This window comes from Pseudomonas paracarnis (assembly GCF_904063055.1).
Classification (GTDB): Bacteria; Pseudomonadota; Gammaproteobacteria; order Pseudomonadales; family Pseudomonadaceae; genus Aquipseudomonas; species Aquipseudomonas paracarnis.
This window is the reverse complement of record NZ_CAJFCN010000010.1, coordinates 73494-88828: the sequence shown is the minus strand read 5'-3', so window position 1 is coordinate 88828 and position 15335 is coordinate 73494. Positions and strand designations below refer to the sequence as shown.

18 protein-coding genes are annotated in these 15335 nt (G+C 58.8%); 17 read left to right on the top strand and 1 reads right to left on the bottom strand.

The features are described 5' to 3' along the window. The 5 genes from tgt to JMV15_RS20565 all read left to right on the top strand — a co-directional run bounded on the left by tgt (position 1) and on the right by JMV15_RS20565 (position 5019). Positions 1 to 1116 (top strand): tRNA guanosine(34) transglycosylase Tgt, encoded by a 1116-nt coding sequence (gene tgt / locus JMV15_RS20585; protein ID WP_161937012.1) that lies wholly within the window; start codon positions 1 to 3, stop codon positions 1114 to 1116. Positions 1117 to 1159: 43 nt separating this feature from the next. Beyond that, positions 1160 to 1498, top strand: coding sequence for a preprotein translocase subunit YajC (gene yajC / locus JMV15_RS20580; RefSeq protein ID WP_003175975.1), 339 nt, complete (start codon positions 1160 to 1162; stop codon positions 1496 to 1498). 62 nt (positions 1499 to 1560) lie between these two features. Beyond that, positions 1561 to 3429: a protein translocase subunit SecD gene (gene secD / locus JMV15_RS20575; RefSeq protein WP_014719826.1), complete on the top strand. Its 1869-nt coding sequence runs from the start codon at positions 1561 to 1563 to the stop codon at positions 3427 to 3429. Positions 3430 to 3438: 9 nt separating this feature from the next. Next, on the top strand, positions 3439 to 4353 hold the full coding sequence (gene secF / locus JMV15_RS20570; RefSeq protein WP_014719825.1) for a protein translocase subunit SecF: 915 nt from the start codon (positions 3439 to 3441) through the stop codon (positions 4351 to 4353). A gap of 123 nt (positions 4354 to 4476) precedes the next feature. Continuing rightward, positions 4477 to 5019 carry a glycine zipper 2TM domain-containing protein gene (locus JMV15_RS20565; RefSeq protein WP_003194023.1) on the top strand — a complete coding sequence of 181 codons (543 nt, stop codon included), beginning with the start codon at positions 4477 to 4479 and terminating at the stop codon, positions 5017 to 5019. A gap of 205 nt (positions 5020 to 5224) precedes the next feature. On the opposite strand, the gene suhB is transcribed toward JMV15_RS20565, so the two are convergent. Next, positions 5225 to 6040 carry a type III secretion system regulator SuhB gene (gene suhB / locus JMV15_RS20560; RefSeq protein ID WP_005791195.1) on the bottom strand — a complete coding sequence of 272 codons (816 nt, stop codon included), beginning with the start codon at positions 6038 to 6040 and terminating at the stop codon, positions 5225 to 5227. Between the two features lie 145 nt (positions 6041 to 6185). Between suhB and trmJ the strand changes: the two genes are divergently transcribed. The 12 genes from trmJ (at position 6186) to rlmN (ending at position 15326) form a co-directional block, all read left to right on the top strand. After that, positions 6186 to 6956 carry a tRNA (cytosine(32)/uridine(32)-2'-O)-methyltransferase TrmJ gene (gene trmJ / locus JMV15_RS20555; protein WP_014719824.1) on the top strand — a complete coding sequence of 257 codons (771 nt, stop codon included), beginning with the start codon at positions 6186 to 6188 and terminating at the stop codon, positions 6954 to 6956. 2 nt (positions 6957 to 6958) lie between these two features. After that, positions 6959 to 7744 (top strand): serine O-acetyltransferase, encoded by a 786-nt coding sequence (cysE, locus tag JMV15_RS20550; RefSeq protein ID WP_014719823.1) that lies wholly within the window; start codon positions 6959 to 6961, stop codon positions 7742 to 7744. A gap of 287 nt (positions 7745 to 8031) precedes the next feature. Further along, a complete protein-coding gene (gene iscR, locus JMV15_RS20545; RefSeq protein ID WP_003194020.1) occupies positions 8032 to 8523 on the top strand; it encodes a Fe-S cluster assembly transcriptional regulator IscR in 492 nt (163 codons plus the stop codon). 50 nt (positions 8524 to 8573) lie between these two features. Further along, the gene (locus JMV15_RS20540) at positions 8574 to 9788 is read left to right on the top strand and encodes an IscS subfamily cysteine desulfurase (protein ID WP_003194019.1); all 1215 of its coding nucleotides are present in this window, start codon (positions 8574 to 8576) and stop codon (positions 9786 to 9788) included. 99 nt (positions 9789 to 9887) lie between these two features. Next, positions 9888 to 10274 carry a Fe-S cluster assembly scaffold IscU gene (iscU, locus tag JMV15_RS20535; protein ID WP_003175965.1) on the top strand — a complete coding sequence of 129 codons (387 nt, stop codon included), beginning with the start codon at positions 9888 to 9890 and terminating at the stop codon, positions 10272 to 10274. Between the two features lie 28 nt (positions 10275 to 10302). Then, positions 10303 to 10626, top strand: a complete 324-nt coding sequence (gene iscA / locus JMV15_RS20530; protein ID WP_003209680.1) for an iron-sulfur cluster assembly protein IscA — start codon at positions 10303 to 10305, stop codon at positions 10624 to 10626. A gap of 8 nt (positions 10627 to 10634) precedes the next feature. After that, on the top strand, positions 10635 to 11156 hold the full coding sequence (gene hscB / locus JMV15_RS20525; protein ID WP_014719822.1) for a co-chaperone HscB: 522 nt from the start codon (positions 10635 to 10637) through the stop codon (positions 11154 to 11156). A gap of 51 nt (positions 11157 to 11207) precedes the next feature. Further along, entirely contained in the window at positions 11208 to 13070 is a 1863-nt protein-coding gene (hscA, locus tag JMV15_RS20520) for a Fe-S protein assembly chaperone HscA (protein ID WP_014719821.1), read from the top strand. A 3-nt stretch (positions 13071 to 13073) separates the two neighbouring features. Then, a complete protein-coding gene (gene fdx, locus JMV15_RS20515) occupies positions 13074 to 13415 on the top strand; it encodes an ISC system 2Fe-2S type ferredoxin (RefSeq protein WP_019817222.1) in 342 nt (113 codons plus the stop codon). A 14-nt stretch (positions 13416 to 13429) separates the two neighbouring features. Beyond that, positions 13430 to 13630, top strand: coding sequence for a Fe-S cluster assembly protein IscX (iscX, locus tag JMV15_RS20510; RefSeq protein WP_014719820.1), 201 nt, complete (start codon positions 13430 to 13432; stop codon positions 13628 to 13630). A 92-nt stretch (positions 13631 to 13722) separates the two neighbouring features. Continuing rightward, the gene (gene ndk, locus JMV15_RS20505) at positions 13723 to 14148 is read left to right on the top strand and encodes a nucleoside-diphosphate kinase (RefSeq protein ID WP_003175956.1); all 426 of its coding nucleotides are present in this window, start codon (positions 13723 to 13725) and stop codon (positions 14146 to 14148) included. Between the two features lie 29 nt (positions 14149 to 14177). After that, the gene (rlmN, locus tag JMV15_RS20500) at positions 14178 to 15326 is read left to right on the top strand and encodes a 23S rRNA (adenine(2503)-C(2))-methyltransferase RlmN (RefSeq protein WP_003194014.1); all 1149 of its coding nucleotides are present in this window, start codon (positions 14178 to 14180) and stop codon (positions 15324 to 15326) included. Positions 15327 to 15335 lie beyond the last annotated feature (9 nt).

Sequence of the window (15335 nt, the reverse complement as noted above, 5' to 3'; positions counted from 1 at the left end):
ATGTCGTTTGAATTGCTCGCTACGGACGGCAAAGCCCGTCGCGGCCGCCTGACCTTCCCGCGCGGCACTGTGGAGACCCCGGCCTTCATGCCGGTCGGCACCTACGGCACCGTCAAAGGCATGTTGCCCCGCGACATCGTCGCCACCGGTGCCGAGATTATCCTCGGCAATACCTTCCACCTGTGGCTGCGCCCGGGCACGGAAGTGATCAAGAAGCACGGCGACCTGCATGACTTCATGAAGTGGCAAGGGCCGATCCTTACCGACTCCGGTGGTTTCCAGGTGTTCAGCTTGGGCGCCATGCGCAAGATCAAGGAAGAGGGCGTGACCTTTGCCTCGCCGGTCGACGGCGCCAAGGTGTTCATGGGCCCGGAAGAGTCGATGCAGGTACAGCGCGATCTGGGTTCGGACATCGTGATGATTTTCGACGAGTGCACGCCGTACCCGGCCGATGAAGACGTGGCGCGTATCTCCATGGAGTTGTCGCTGCGTTGGGCCCAGCGTTCGAAGAATGCCCATGGCGATAACACCGCGGCGTTGTTCGGTATTGTCCAGGGCGGCATGCATGAAAACCTGCGCAAACGCTCGCTGGAAGGCCTCGACAAGATCGGCTTCGACGGCCTGGCCATCGGCGGTTTGTCGGTGGGCGAGCCCAAGCATGAAATGATCAAGGTGCTGGATTACCTGCCGGGCCTGATGCCCGCAGACAAACCTCGTTACCTTATGGGCGTTGGCAAACCGGAAGATCTCGTAGAGGGTGTGCGCCGCGGTGTGGACATGTTCGATTGCGTGATGCCAACCCGTAATGCCCGCAATGGGCATCTGTTCATCGATACAGGCGTGCTGAAGATCCGTAACGCGTTCCATCGCCATGATGATTCGCCGCTGGATCCTACCTGTGACTGCTACACCTGCCAGAACTTCTCCCGTGCTTATCTGCACCATCTGGACAAGTGCGGGGAAATGCTGGGTAGCATGTTGAATACCATCCACAATTTGCGTCATTACCAAGTCCTGATGGCTGGTTTGCGCGAGGCTATTCAACAGGGTACATTGGCCGCCTTCGTCGATGCCTTCTATGCCAAGCGTGGCCTCCCTGTGCCGCCCTTGGACTGAGTTTTCCGACCCTAAGATTCACTATTTGCAACTGGAGTGCTAAATGAGCTTTTTTATCTCTAACGCCATGGCTGACGCCGCTGCGCCTGCTGCTGCCGGCCCTATGGGCGGTGGTTTCGAGTGGATTTTCCTGGTCGGCTTCCTGGTCATCTTCTACCTGATGATCTGGCGTCCACAGGCCAAGCGCGCCAAAGAGCAGAAAAACCTGCTGGGCAGCCTGCAAAAAGGCGACGAAGTCGTGACCACTGGCGGTATCGCCGGCAAGATCACCAAGGTTTCCGATGCTTTCGTGGTACTGGAAGTCTCCGACACCGTGGAAATGAAGTTCCAGAAGGGCGCCATCGCCGCCACGCTGCCTAAAGGCACGCTCAAAGCGATCTGAGTAACAACCTTTACCAATCGACGGGGCGCGCAAGGCGCCCCGCGTTATAAGCGGGCGGCGTGATGCTGAACAAATACCCTCTGTGGAAATACGTACTGATCCTGGCGGTGCTGGCGATCGGTTTTATTTATTCCGCTCCCAATCTCTATCCTGATGACCCGGCGATCCAGATCTCTGGCGCCAGCACTTCGCTGCAGGTCAATCAGGCTGACCTGGACCGTGCGAGCAAAGCGCTCACCGACGCGGGTATCCAGGTTAAAGCGGCAACCTTGGCGGCTGGATCCAAAGGCGGCTTGTTGCGCCTGACCAAGCAAGAAGACCAATTGCCGGCCAAAGATGTCGTACGCAAGGCCATGGGTGACGACTACGTTGTCGCGCTCAACCTGGCCCAGACCACGCCACAATGGCTGCGCAGCATTGGCGCGCACCCGATGAAGCTGGGTCTGGACTTGTCCGGCGGTGTGCACTTCCTGCTGGAAGTCGACATGGACAAGGCCCTGGATGCACGTCTGAAGGTCTACGAAGGCGACGTGAAGAGCCTGCTGCGCAAAGAGAAGCTGCGCTATCGCAGCCTGCCGCAGCTCAACGGTGCCATTCAGCTGGGCTTTGCTGATGAAGCTTCCCGCGAACAGGCCCGTGCGCTGATCCGCAAGAACTTCAATGACTTCGACATCGTGCCTGCCGACCTGAATGGCCAAGCGGTACTGCGTCTGGCGATGAGCCCGGCCAAGATCGCTGAAATCCGCGAATACTCCATCAAGCAGAACCTGACCACGGTCCGTAACCGCGTCAACGAGCTGGGTGTGGCAGAGCCGATCGTGCAGCGCCAGGGTGCCAACCGCATCGTGGTTGAGCTGCCAGGCGTACAGGACACTGCTGAAGCCAAGCGTATCCTCGGCAAGACCGCCAACCTGGAGTTCCGTCTTGCGGCAGACCCAGGCGCTACGCGTGCAACTTCCGAAGAATTCGAATTCCGTGAAGGCAACCGTCCTCCTGCGCTGATCGAGCGTGGCTTGATCATCACCGGTGACCAGGTGACCGACGCCAAGGCCGGTTTCGGCGAGCACGGCACGCCTGAAGTGAACATCCGTCTGGATGGTCATGGTGGCGAACTGATGAGCCGCGCCACGCGCAGCAACGTTGGTCGCAGCATGGCGGTGATCTTCATCGAGCAGCGCCCGGTGACCACCTACACCAAGCAAATGGTCAATGGCGTCGAGAAAGACGTGCCGGTGCAGACCTTCAAGGAAGAGAAGAAGATCATCAGCCTGGCGACCATCCAGTCGCCGCTGGGTGCTCAGTTCCGTATCACTGGCCTGAACGGCCAGGGCGAGTCTTCCGAGCTGGCGTTGCTGCTGCGTGCCGGTGGCCTGGCTGCACCGATGTACTTCGCTGAAGAGCGTACCATCGGCCCGAGCCTGGGTGCCGACAACATCACCAAGGGTGTCGATGCCGCGCTGTGGGGCATGCTGTTCGTGTCGCTGTTCATCATCGCCATCTACCGCTTCTTTGGTGTGATCGCCACTGTCGCCCTGGCGGGCAACATGGTGATGCTGCTGGCGTTGATGTCGTTGCTGGGCGCCACACTGACCCTGCCAGGTATCGCCGGTATCGTACTCACCATGGGTATGGCGGTGGACGCCAACGTGCTGATCTTCTCGCGGATTCGTGAAGAGATCGCCGCCGGTATGACCGTGCAGCGTGCAATCAACGAAGGCTTCGGCCGGGCATTTACCGCGATCCTCGACTCCAACCTGACCACACTGTTGGTCGGCGGGATTCTCTTCGCCATGGGCACAGGCCCGGTGAAAGGTTTTGCGGTGACCATGTCCCTCGGGATCTTTACCTCGATGTTCACGGCCATCATGGTGACCCGCGCAATGGTCAACCTGATCTTTGGCGGGCGTGACTTCAAGAAGTTGTGGATTTAAGGGGCTGCCATGTTACGTACAATCAACTTCATGGGCGTTCGCAATATTGCGTTCGGCGTCACCGTGCTCCTTACCGTTCTGGCGTTGTTCAGCTGGTTCCATAAGGGCCTGAACTACGGCCTGGACTTCACCGGCGGTACGCTCATCGAGCTGACCTACGAGAAGCCGGCCGACGTTACCCTGGTGCGCAGCGAGCTGGTCAAGGCCGGCTATCACGAAGCCGTGGTGCAGAGCTTTGGTGCCACCACCGACCTGCTGGTGCGCATGCCTGGCGAAGACCCGCAACTGGGTCACCAGGTAGCCGAGGCCTTGCAGAAGGTGGGCGGCGATAACCCGGCGTCGGTCAAGCGCGTCGAGTTCGTCGGCCCGCAAGTGGGTGAAGAACTGCGCGATCAGGGCGGCCTCGGCATGCTGATGGCGCTGGTCGGCATCATGATCTACTTGGCATTCCGCTTTCAGTGGAAGTTCGGTGTCGGCGCCATTGTGTCGCTGATCCACGACGTGATCGTGACCGTGGGTATCCTGGCCTACTTCCAGATCACCTTCGATCTGACCGTATTGGCAGCTGTGCTGGCGATCATTGGTTATTCGCTCAACGACACCATCGTGGTCTTCGACCGGGTTCGTGAGAACTTCCGGGTGCTGCGCAAGGCGACGTTGATCGAGAACATCAACATCTCCACCACGCAGACCCTGCTGCGGACCATGGCGACGTCGATCTCCACCTTGCTGGCGATTGCTGCGCTGATGATCTTCGGTGGCGATAACCTGTGGGGCTTCTCCCTGGCGCTGTTTATCGGCGTTCTGGCGGGTACCTACTCGTCGATCTACATCGCCAACGTGGTGCTGATCTGGCTGAACCTCAACAGCGAAGACTTGATCCCTCCTGCCGCTACCGACAAGGAGGTCGACGACCGTCCTTGATGGGCGTTTGTTGATCCGCTGTTACAAGAAAGGCGCGAGTATTGAACTCGCGCCTTTTTTTTTGCTCCAAGGCTGGGTATAGCGCGGATCTTTCGGTCCGCTTGTGATGGTCAGGAGGTTCATGTGAACAAGTCGTTGCTGGTTGGTGCGGTATTGGGTGCTGTCGGTGTGACTGCCGGAGGCGCTGTTGCCACCTACAGCCTGGTAAAAAGCGGCCCTGAGTATGCGCAAGTACTGGCGGTACAGCCGGTGAAAACCCAGATCAAAACCCCGCGTGAGGTCTGCAAGGACGTCACCGTGACCCGACAGCGTCCGGTGCAGGACCAACATCAAATCGCCGGTACCGTGGTGGGCGCCCTTGCGGGTGGCCTGCTGGGCAACCAGATTGGTGGCGGTAACGGTAAGAAGCTGGCCACCGTGGCCGGTGCGGTCGGTGGCGGTTATGCCGGTAACAAGGTTCAGGAAGGCATGCAGAACCGCGATACCTACACCACCACACAAACTCGCTGTAACACCGTTAACGACATCAGTGACAAGGTGGTCGGTTATGACGTGCGTTACAACCTGGATGGCAAGGAAGGTACCGTGCGTATGGAGCGTGACCCTGGCAGCCAGATTCCGGTGGATAAGGAAGGTCGTTTGATCCTAGGTCAGAACCAGCAGTAATCCCAAGCCTTGCAAGGTTCAAGTGTGGGAGCTGGCTTGCCTGCGATGGCGGTGGGTCAGTAACCCGTGAGTTGGCTGGCAGGCTGTTATCGCAGGCAAGCCAGCTCCCACATTGGATTGTATTGAGTCAGTTGGAATTGGTTTTTTGCTAAATTCCAGGCATAAAAAAAGCACCCCGAGGGGTGCTTTTTTTGTGCTCGCTCGCTTAGCGCTTCAGCGAAGCCGGCAGGTGCGGCTGGATCGCCGTCAGTACTGCCTTGAAGCATTTGGTGTTGCCAGCCACGACGTGACCTTTCTCCAGGAAGTCATGACCGCCGGTGAAGTCGCTCACCAGGCCGCCCGCTTCCTGAATCAGCAGGGCGCCTGCTGCCATGTCCCATTCGGACAGGCCCGACTCCCAGAACGCATCAAAGCGACCGGCGGCTACATACGCCAGGTCCAGGCTGGCTGCACCGGCGCGGCGGATGCCGGCGGTCTGGCCAACCAGGGCGCGGAACATACCCAGGTAGTTTTCCAGATTGTCCATCTGGTCGTCACGGAATGGGAAGCCGGTACCCAGCAGAGCGCCTTCCAGGCTGGTGCGGCCGCTGACACGCAGGCGACGACCGTTCAGTTGGGCGCCACGACCACGGCTGGCGGTGAATTCTTCCTGGCGAACCGGGTCCAGCACGACGGCGTGTTCCAGGCGGCCACGGTATTTACAAGCGATGCTCACGGCAAAGTGCGGGATGCCGCGCAGGAAGTTGGTGGTGCCATCCAGTGGGTCGATGATCCACAGGTAGTCTTCGCCTTCACCGCTGCCTTTGTGCAGGCCGGTTTCTTCACCGAGGATGCCGTGGGTAGGGTAGGCCTTGCGCAGGGCGTCGATGATTTTCTGTTCGGCGGCGCGATCCACCTCGGATACATAATCCTTGGCGTCTTTTTCGTCGACCTTGATGGTATCCAGGCGCTCGATGGAGCGGAAGATCAATTCACTGGCGCTGCGGGCGGCGCGCAGCGCGATATTCAGCATGGGCTGCATGGATAGGTCACCTAAGGTTGTTAAAGAAAGCCGAGCATTCTAGCAGAAACTTTCCTCAGGTGAAGGGCGACGTTTGCTTTCATGGCATAACCTTAGGCGGTTCTGTAAGATTTGCTCCCCTTTCCTGTGTCCGCGAGCGCCTCCCTTGCTGCAAAACATTCGTGTCGTCTTGGTCAATACCAGTCATCCCGGCAACATCGGCGGGGTGGCGCGAGCCATGAAAAACATGGGGCTGACGCGCCTGGTGCTGGTCGAACCGCGGGTATTCCCGCACCACGAGGCGGATGCCCGTGCGTCCGGCGCCAATGACTTGCTTGAAAATGCCCAGGTGGTCGCCACCTTGGAGGACGCCTTGGTCGGCTGCAATCTGGTGCTCGGCACCAGCGCCCGTGACCGTCGTATCCCTTGGCCGCTGCTGGATCCGCGCGAATGCGGCACTAAAGTGGTGGAGGAGGCTGCTGGCGGTGCTGAAATCGCCTTGGTATTCGGCCGTGAGGACTCCGGCCTGACCAACGAAGAGCTGCAGCGATGTCATTACCACGTGCATATCCCATCAGACCCTGAGTTCAGCTCGCTGAACCTCGGGGCTGCGGTGCAGGTGCTGACTTATGAAGTGCGCATGGCCTGGCTGGCCGCTGCCGGCCAGCCGAGCAAGGTGGAAAAGGAAGAGGTTGCATCGACCAAAAGTGGCGAGTTGGCCACCATGGACGAGCTGGAGCGGTTCTATGAGCACCTGGAGCAAACCTTGGTCGCCATCGAATTCCTCGACCCTGAAAAGCCACGGCACTTGATGGCGCGCCTGCGTCGTTTGTACGGCCGCAGCTCGGTGAGCCGGGCTGAAATGAACATATTGCGTGGCATCCTCACGGAAACCCAGAAAGCGGCCCGTGGTGAGCTTCTTAAGCGGAAGGATTAAAAATGTTCGAGCGTTTGCGAGAAGATATCCAGAGTGTTTTCCACCGTGACCCGGCGGCGCGCAACGCCTTTGAAGTGCTGACCTGCTACCCGGGCATGCACGCGATCTGGATCCACCGCTTGTCCGGCGCCCTATGGGGCATGGGCTGGAAATGGCTGGCGCGGCTGGTATCGAACTTCGGGCGCTGGTTGACCGGTATCGAGATCCACCCGGGTGCCAAGGTGGGCCGTCGGTTCTTTATCGATCACGGCATGGGCATCGTGATTGGCGAGACAGCCGAGATCGGCGATGACGTCACCCTCTATCAAGGCGTGACCCTGGGCGGCACCACCTGGAATAAGGGTAAGCGCCACCCAACGCTGGGCGATGGGGTGGTAGTAGGGGCGGGCGCCAAGGTGCTCGGGCCGTTTACCGTGGGTGCGGGCGCGAAGGTTGGCTCCAACGCGGTAGTGACCAAGGCTGTGCCGCCGGGTGCCACGGTTGTGGGTATTCCAGGCCGCATCATCGTCAAGCCGCAAGACGGTGATGAGCAAGAGGCCAAGCGCAAGGCGATGGCCGAAAAGATTGGTTTCGATGCCTATGGCGTCAGTGAAGATATGCCCGACCCGGTGGCTCGTGCGATTGGTCAATTGCTTGATCATTTGCAGGCGGTGGACGGCAAGCTGGAGGGTATGTGCGGGGCGCTGAAGGAGTTGGGCAGCCCGTACTGTGCCAAAGACTTGCCTGAACTGCGTGAGGAAGATTTTGCTGAAATCAAGGACGAAGCCGCTACCACCAAGGCGGGCTGAGCGCGGTCTCTTGTGGGAGCTGGCTTGCCTGCGATTGCGGTGGGCCAGCAACCGATAAGCAAGCTGATAGACAGCTATCGCAAGCAAGTCAGCCCCCACATTTGATCTCCATTGGCTCGGTGGTCTTGCAGCAGGCCTGGTTGCGCTGTTCGATCCCACCCCATCCTGCTATGATTCGCGCGCCCTTTTTACGGGTATTCCTGACTAAAGTACTAGGTCTTATAGTTGACTTAAATACTCGGGAATCGCATACTTGCTCCCATTCTGAAACACCTTGGTACTTGTCCATGAGACTGACTACAAAAGGCCGATACGCGGTGACCGCCATGCTCGACTTGGCCTTGCACGCGCAAACTGGGCCGGTGTCCCTGGCCGATATCTCCGAGCGCCAAGGCATTTCCCTGTCCTATCTCGAGCAGTTGTTCGCCAAATTGCGCCGTAGCAATCTGGTTTCCAGCGTTCGCGGTCCGGGTGGTGGCTATCAGTTGTCCCGCGACATGCAGGGCATTCAGGTGGCCCAGGTGATCGACGCGGTCAACGAATCCGTCGATGCCACCAAATGCCAGGGTTTGGGTGACTGCCATGCCGGTGACACCTGCCTGACGCACCACTTGTGGTGTGACTTGAGCCTGCAGATCCATGAGTTTTTGAGTGGTATCAGCTTGGCTGATCTTGTGACTCGCCGTGAGGTGCAAGAAGTAGCCCAGCGTCAGGACCAGCGCCGTTGCAACACCAAGGCGCCGCGTCTGGACAAGATTGAAGCGTCCGCCGTCGAGTGACAGCCGAAGAGCTAACGGCACGCCAGCCAGCCTGATTTAGGAGAAAGTCCATGAAATTGCCGATTTACCTTGATTACTCAGCGACCACCCCGGTTGATCCGCGTGTCGCGCAAAAAATGAGCGAATGCCTGCTGGTCGACGGAAACTTCGGCAACCCGGCCTCCCGTTCCCACGTATTCGGCTGGAAAGCCGAGGAAGCGGTCGAGAACGCTCGTCGCCAAGTCGCTGACCTGGTCAATGCCGACCCGCGCGAAATCGTCTGGACCTCTGGTGCCACCGAGTCCGACAACCTGGCTATCAAGGGCGCGGCGCATTTCTACGCGACCAAAGGCAAGCACCTGATCACCACCAAGATTGAGCACAAGGCTGTCCTGGACACCATGCGCCAACTGGAGCGCGAAGGTTTCGAGGTTACCTACCTTGAGCCAACCACCGACGGTATCGTCACCCCGGCCATGATCGAAGCCGCGATGCGTGAAGACACCATCCTGGTTTCGGTGATCCACGTGAACAACGAAATCGGCACTATCAACGACATCGCCGCCATCGGCGAGCTGACTCGCTCCAAGGGCGTGTTGCTCCACGTCGACGCTGCTCAGTCCACTGGCAAGGTCGATATCGACCTGTCCAAGCTGAAAGTCGACCTGATGTCGTTCTCGGCCCACAAGACTTACGGCCCTAAAGGCATCGGTGCTCTCTACGTAAGCCGCAAGCCGCGCGTACGTATCGAGGCCACCATGCATGGCGGCGGTCACGAGCGCGGCATGCGTTCGGGCACCCTGGCGACCCACCAGATCGTCGGCATGGGCGAAGCTTTCCGTGTGGCCAAGGAAGACATGGCTGCCGAAAACGTGCGCATCAAGGCCCTGAGCGATCGCTTCTACAAGCAGGTCGAAAACCTTGAAGAGCTGTACATCAACGGCAGCATGACCGCTCGTGTACCGCACAACCTGAATTTGAGCTTCAACTACGTCGAAGGCGAGTCGCTGATCATGGCGCTCAAGGACCTGGCGGTATCGTCCGGTTCGGCCTGCACCTCGGCGTCCCTTGAGCCTTCGTACGTACTGCGCGCCCTGGGCCGCAACGACGAACTGGCCCACAGCTCGATCCGCTTTACGTTCGGCCGCTTCACCACCGAAGAGCAAGTCGACTACGCCGCGCAGAAGGTCTGCGAAGCCGTCAACAAGCTGCGCGTTCTGTCGCCACTGTGGGACATGTACAAAGACGGTGTCGATATTTCCAAGATCGAGTGGGCGGCACACTAACTATAGAAGCCGCCACCCAAGCTCTGTAGGAACGTGGCGGAAAACGCAGGCGTTTCTACAGGGTTCCAGAGCGGCCCTGATGAGTGAGGATTCAGTACCATGGCTTACAGCGAAAAGGTCATCGACCACTACGAAAACCCGCGCAACGTCGGCAAGATGAACGCGGAAGATCCAGATGTCGGCACCGGCATGGTCGGCGCCCCGGCGTGCGGCGATGTAATGCGCCTGCAGATCAAGGTCAATGATGCTGGCGTTATCGAAGACGCCAAATTCAAGACTTACGGCTGCGGTTCGGCCATCGCCTCCAGCTCCCTGGCGACCGAATGGATGAAAGGCAAGACCCTGGATGAGGCTGTCACCATCAGCAACACCCAGCTGGCCGAAGAACTGGCGTTGCCGCCAGTGAAAATCCACTGCTCCGTACTCGCTGAAGATGCCATCAAGGCAGCTGTTCGCGACTACAAGCAGAAGAAAGGCTTGATCTAAGCATTTGGCGACGAGTAAGGAGTCAACGATGGCTATCAGCATGACAGAAGCGGCTGCGCAGCACATTCGCCGCTCCCTGAATGGGCGCGGTAAAGGTGAGGGGATTCGTCTGGGTGTACGCACCACGGGCTGTTCCGGCCTTGCCTACGTGCTGGAGTTTGTCGACGAGGTGGTTGAAGAGGATCAAGTGTTCGAAAGTCACGGCGAGAAAGTGATCATCGACCCCAAGAGCCTGACCTACCTGGACGGCACCGAACTCGATTTCGTCAAGGAAGGGTTGAACGAAGGTTTCAAGTTCAACAACCCTAACGTGCGCGGTGAATGTGGCTGCGGCGAAAGCTTCAACATCTGAGGCTACTCGTGGGTACTCCTTGTCATTTCGCTTTATTCGAGCTGCAGCCGAGCTTTCGGCTGGACCTTGAGCAGCTCGCCACGCGCTACCGTGAATTGGCGCGTGGGGTGCATCCGGACCGCTTCGCTGACGCTTCCGAGCGTGAGCAGCGCTTGGCCCTTGAGCAATCGGCCAGCCTCAACGAAGCCTATCAGACGCTCAAAAGCCCCCCCAAACGCGCGCGCTATTTGCTGGCGATGAAGGGCGGTGAGTTGCCGATGGAAGTCACCGTGCATGATCCGGACTTCCTGATGCAGCAGATGCAATGGCGTGAAGAACTCGAAGAACTGCAGGACGAAGCCGATGTGGCGGGTGTCGCGGTCTTCAAGCGTCGTCTGAAAACCGCCCAGGATGAGCTCAACGAAAGCTTCGCAGCCTGTTGGGATGATGCGGCGCAACGCGAACAGGCCGAGCGCCTGATGCGGCGCATGCAGTTTCTCGACAAGCTCACCTACGAAGTGCGCCAGCTAGAAGAGCGCCTCGACGATTAACCCAGTGCTGCCCGTGATGCACGCCTGATAGACAGATAAGACCTGATTACCATGGCTCTACTGCAAATCGCCGAACCCGGCCAAAGCCCTCAACCGCACCAGCGTCGCCTGGCGGTCGGGATTGACCTGGGCACCACCAATTCCCTGGTTGCTGCCTTGCGCAGCGGCCTGTCCGAGCCACTGCCTGACGCCGATGGGCAGGTGATCCTGCCGTCCGCTGTGCGTTATCACGCAGATCGCACTGAAGTGGGCGAGTCGGCCAAGCTCGCCGCGTCCGCAGACCCCTTGAACACGGTGTTGTCGGTCAAGCGCTTGATGGGTCGTGGGTTGTCCGACGTCAAGCAATTGGGTGACCAACTGCCGTACCGCTTTGTCGGCGGCGAGTCCCATATGCCGTTCATCGACACCGTCCAGGGGCCCAAGAGCCCGGTCGAAGTGTCGGCCGATATTCTCAAGGTGCTGCGCCAGCGTGCGGAAAATACCTTGGGTGGTGAGCTGGTAGGGGCGGTTATCACCGTTCCGGCGTATTTCGATGACGCCCAGCGTCAAGCCACCAAGGACGCGGCGAAACTTGCCGGCCTGAACGTGCTGCGCTTGCTCAACGAGCCGACTGCGGCAGCTGTGGCTTACGGCCTCGATCAGCACGCTGAAGGCCTGGTCGCTATTTATGACCTGGGCGGCGGTACCTTCGATATTTCGATCCTGCGCCTGACCGGCGGTGTGTTCGAAGTGCTCGCGACCGGCGGCGACAGTGCCCTGGGTGGCGATGATTTTGATCACGCCATTGCTGGCTGGATCATCAGCAGTGCCGGCTTGTCGGCTGATCTGGACCCAGGCGCGCAACGCAATCTGCTGCAAACTGCCTGCGCGGCCAAAGAGGCGCTGACTGACGCTGCTTCTGTTGACGTTTGCTACGGTAATTGGTCGGCCCCACTGACTCGCGAAGCCTTTGATGCGCTTATCGAGCCGATGGTCGCCCGCAGCCTCAAGGCCTGCCGTCGTGCTGTGCGTGATTCCGGTATCGAGTTGGAGGACGTTGGCGCAGTGGTCATGGTAGGCGGCTCCACCCGCGTGCCGCGCGTGCGTGAAGCGGTAGCCGAAGCCTTTGGGCGCCAACCACTGACCGAAATCGACCCGGATCAAGTCGTCGCCATCGGCGCTGCCATCCAGGCCGATACCCTGGCTGGTAACAAGCGTGATGGCGGCGAATTGCTGTTGCTCGACGTGATTCCGCTGTCGCTAGGCCTGGAAACCATGGGCGGCCTGATGGAGAAGGTGATTCCGCGTAACACCACCATCCCCGTCGCGCGCGCCCAGGACTTCACCACCTACAAAGACGGTCAGACAGCCATGATGATTCATGTGCTGCAAGGTGAGCGCGAGCTGATCAGCGACTGCCGTTCCCTGGCGCGCTTTGAATTGCGTGGCATTCCGGCGATGGTCGCGGGCGCGGCGAAAATTCGCGTGACCTTCCAGGTCGATGCCGATGGCCTGCTCAGTGTCGCTGCGCGCGAACTGGCGTCTGGCGTTGAAGCCAGCATCCAGGTCAAGCCGTCCTACGGCCTCACCGATGGCGAAATCGCCAAGATGCTCAAGGATTCATTCCAGTATGCCGGTGACGACAAGGTCGCCCGCGTATTGCGCGAGCAACAAGTGGATGCCCAGCGCCTGCTCGAAGCGGTGCAGGGCGCCCTTGAAGCCGACGGCGAGCGCTTGCTGGATGCCGAAGAGCGCATGGTCATTGACCTGCAGATGCAGGAACTGGCCGAACTGATGAAAGGCAACGATGGTTACGCCATCGAGCAACAGACCAAGCGCCTGTCGCAAGTCACTGATGCCTTTGCTGCCCGCCGTATGGATCAGACGGTTAAAGCCGCGCTGGCGGGCCGCAACCTGAATGAAATTGAGGAATAACTGATGCCGCAGGTCACTTTTCTACCGCACGCCGAACATTGCCCTGACGGCATGGTCGTGGAGGCTGAGACCGGCAAGTCCCTGCTTGACGTCGCCCATGACAACCACATCGAGATCGAAAGTGCTTGTGGCGGCGTGAATGCCTGCACCACGTGTCACTGCGTCATTCGTAAAGGTTTCGACAGCCTCAATGAGGCTGACGACCTGGAAGAAGACTATCTTGATCGGGCGTGGGGCCTGGAGCCGACGTCGCGCCTGAGTTGTCAGGCGAAAGTGGGGACTGAAGACCTCACCGTCGAAATCCCGAAATATTCGCTCAACCATGCAGCCGAAGCGCCGCATTGATTCAAGGAAATGTCATGAGCCTGAAATGGGTTGATGTACAAGAAATCGCTATACAACTTGCGCAAGCTCATCCTGAGGTCAATCCTCTTACCGTGAACTTCGTCAAGCTGCGCGACCTCGTAATGGCACTGCCGGATTTTGACGACATCCCTGACCGGGGTGGCGAAAAGGTCCTTGAGGCGATTCAAGGCCTGTGGATCGAAGAAGCAGACTGAGCCGCCTTTTTACGCAGTTAGGCAATACCCAATAACCCGCGTATAATTCGCGGGTTTAATTTTTCGTAAATTACCGTTTCTGGAGTTACACCATGGCTGTTCAACGTACTTTCTCCATCATCAAGCCTGACGCTGTTGCAAAAAACGTCATCGGCGAGATCACCACTCGTTTCGAAAAAGCCGGCCTGAAGGTTGTAGCTTCGAAACTCAAGCAACTGTCCAAGGCTGAAGCTGAAGGCTTCTACGCTGAGCACAGCGCTCGTGGCTTCTTCGGCGACCTGGTTGCCTTCATGATCTCCGGTCCTGTTGTTGTTCAGGTTCTGGAAGGCGAAAACGCTATCGCTCTGAACCGTGAGCTGATGGGCGCTACCAACCCTAAAGAAGCTGCTGCCGGCACCATCCGTGCTGACTTCGCTGAATCCATCGACGCCAACGCTGTTCACGGCTCGGACTCCGAAGCTGCCGCTGCTCGCGAAATCTCGTACTTTTTCGCTGCTACTGAAGTAACCGCTCGCTAAGCATCGGCTTAAAGAGTGAGGGTGAATCCATGACTACATCGACTGTTAAAACCAACCTGCTGGGTCTGACTCAGCCGGAAATGGAGAAATTCTTCGACTCAATCGGGGAGAAGCGTTTCCGTGCCGGTCAGGTAATGAAGTGGATTCACCACTTTGGCGTCGACGATTTCGACGCCATGACGAACGTCAGCAAGGCCCTGCGCGACAAGCTCAAGGCCATTGCCGAGGTGCGTGGTCCCGAAGTGGTCAGCGAGGACATTTCCAGCGACGGTACCCGTAAATGGGTGGTGCGCGTGGCGTCCGGTAGCTGTGTCGAGACCGTGTACATTCCCCAGGGCAAGCGCGGCACTTTGTGCGTTTCGTCCCAGGCAGGCTGTGCCCTGGACTGCAGTTTCTGCTCCACCGGCAAGCAAGGCTTCAATAGCAACCTCACCGCCGCCGAAGTCATCGGCCAAGTGTGGATTGCCAACAAATCCTTTGGCAGCGTCCCGGCGACCGTCGACCGTGCCATCACCAACGTGGTGATGATGGGCATGGGTGAGCCGCTGCTGAATTTCGACAACGTGATTGCGGCCATGCATTTGATGATGGACGACCTGGGCTACGGCATCTCCAAGCGCCGTGTGACCCTGTCGACCTCCGGCGTGGTACCGATGATCGATGAGCTGGCCAAGCACATCGACGTCTCCCTCGCGTTGTCGCTGCACGCACCTAATGACGCATTGCGTAACCAATTGGTGCCGATCAACAAGAAGTATCCGCTTAAGATGCTGCTCGAATCGTGCCAGCGTTATATGGCGACCCTGGGTGAGAAGCGTGTGCTGACCATTGAGTACACCATGCTCAAGGACGTCAACGACAAGCTGGAGCACGCGGTCGAGATGATCGAATTGCTCAAGGACACCCCGTGCAAGATCAACTTGATCCCGTTCAACCCGTTTCCTCATTCTGGTTACGAGCGGCCGAGCAACAACGCCATCCGTCGTTTCCAGGATCAACTGCACCAGGCCGGCTATAACGTCACTGTGCGAACCACTCGTGGTGAAGACATCGATGCCGCCTGTGGCCAATTGGTAGGGCAGGTGATGGACCGCACCCGCCGCAGTGAACGTTATATCGCCGTGCGCGAACTTAACGCCGCTGAAGATTTGCCGCAAATCGCTGTGAATCGAATCTGAGAGGATCTC

Excerpts from the sequence above, each read along its gene's own strand:
- iscR (WP_003194020.1), top strand. The coding sequence starts at position 8,032 with ATGAGACTGACTACAAAAGGCCGATACGCGGTGACCGCCATGCTCGAC.
- iscU (WP_003175965.1), top strand. The coding sequence starts at position 9,888 with ATGGCTTACAGCGAAAAGGTCATCGACCACTACGAAAACCCGCGCAAC.
- secF (WP_014719825.1), top strand. The coding sequence starts at position 3,439 with ATGTTACGTACAATCAACTTCATGGGCGTTCGCAATATTGCGTTCGGC.
- suhB (WP_005791195.1), bottom strand. The coding sequence starts at position 6,040 with ATGCAGCCCATGCTGAATATCGCGCTGCGCGCCGCCCGCAGCGCCAGT.
- ndk (WP_003175956.1), top strand. The coding sequence starts at position 13,723 with ATGGCTGTTCAACGTACTTTCTCCATCATCAAGCCTGACGCTGTTGCA.
- fdx (WP_019817222.1), top strand. The coding sequence starts at position 13,074 with ATGCCGCAGGTCACTTTTCTACCGCACGCCGAACATTGCCCTGACGGC.
- tgt (WP_161937012.1), top strand. The coding sequence starts at position 1 with ATGTCGTTTGAATTGCTCGCTACGGACGGCAAAGCCCGTCGCGGCCGC.
- hscA (WP_014719821.1), top strand. The coding sequence starts at position 11,208 with ATGGCTCTACTGCAAATCGCCGAACCCGGCCAAAGCCCTCAACCGCAC.
- yajC (WP_003175975.1), top strand. The coding sequence starts at position 1,160 with ATGAGCTTTTTTATCTCTAACGCCATGGCTGACGCCGCTGCGCCTGCT.
- secD (WP_014719826.1), top strand. The coding sequence starts at position 1,561 with ATGCTGAACAAATACCCTCTGTGGAAATACGTACTGATCCTGGCGGTG.
- JMV15_RS20540 (WP_003194019.1), top strand. The coding sequence starts at position 8,574 with ATGAAATTGCCGATTTACCTTGATTACTCAGCGACCACCCCGGTTGAT.
- cysE (WP_014719823.1), top strand. The coding sequence starts at position 6,959 with ATGTTCGAGCGTTTGCGAGAAGATATCCAGAGTGTTTTCCACCGTGAC.
- rlmN (WP_003194014.1), top strand. The coding sequence starts at position 14,178 with ATGACTACATCGACTGTTAAAACCAACCTGCTGGGTCTGACTCAGCCG.
- iscA (WP_003209680.1), top strand. The coding sequence starts at position 10,303 with ATGGCTATCAGCATGACAGAAGCGGCTGCGCAGCACATTCGCCGCTCC.
- iscX (WP_014719820.1), top strand. The coding sequence starts at position 13,430 with ATGAGCCTGAAATGGGTTGATGTACAAGAAATCGCTATACAACTTGCG.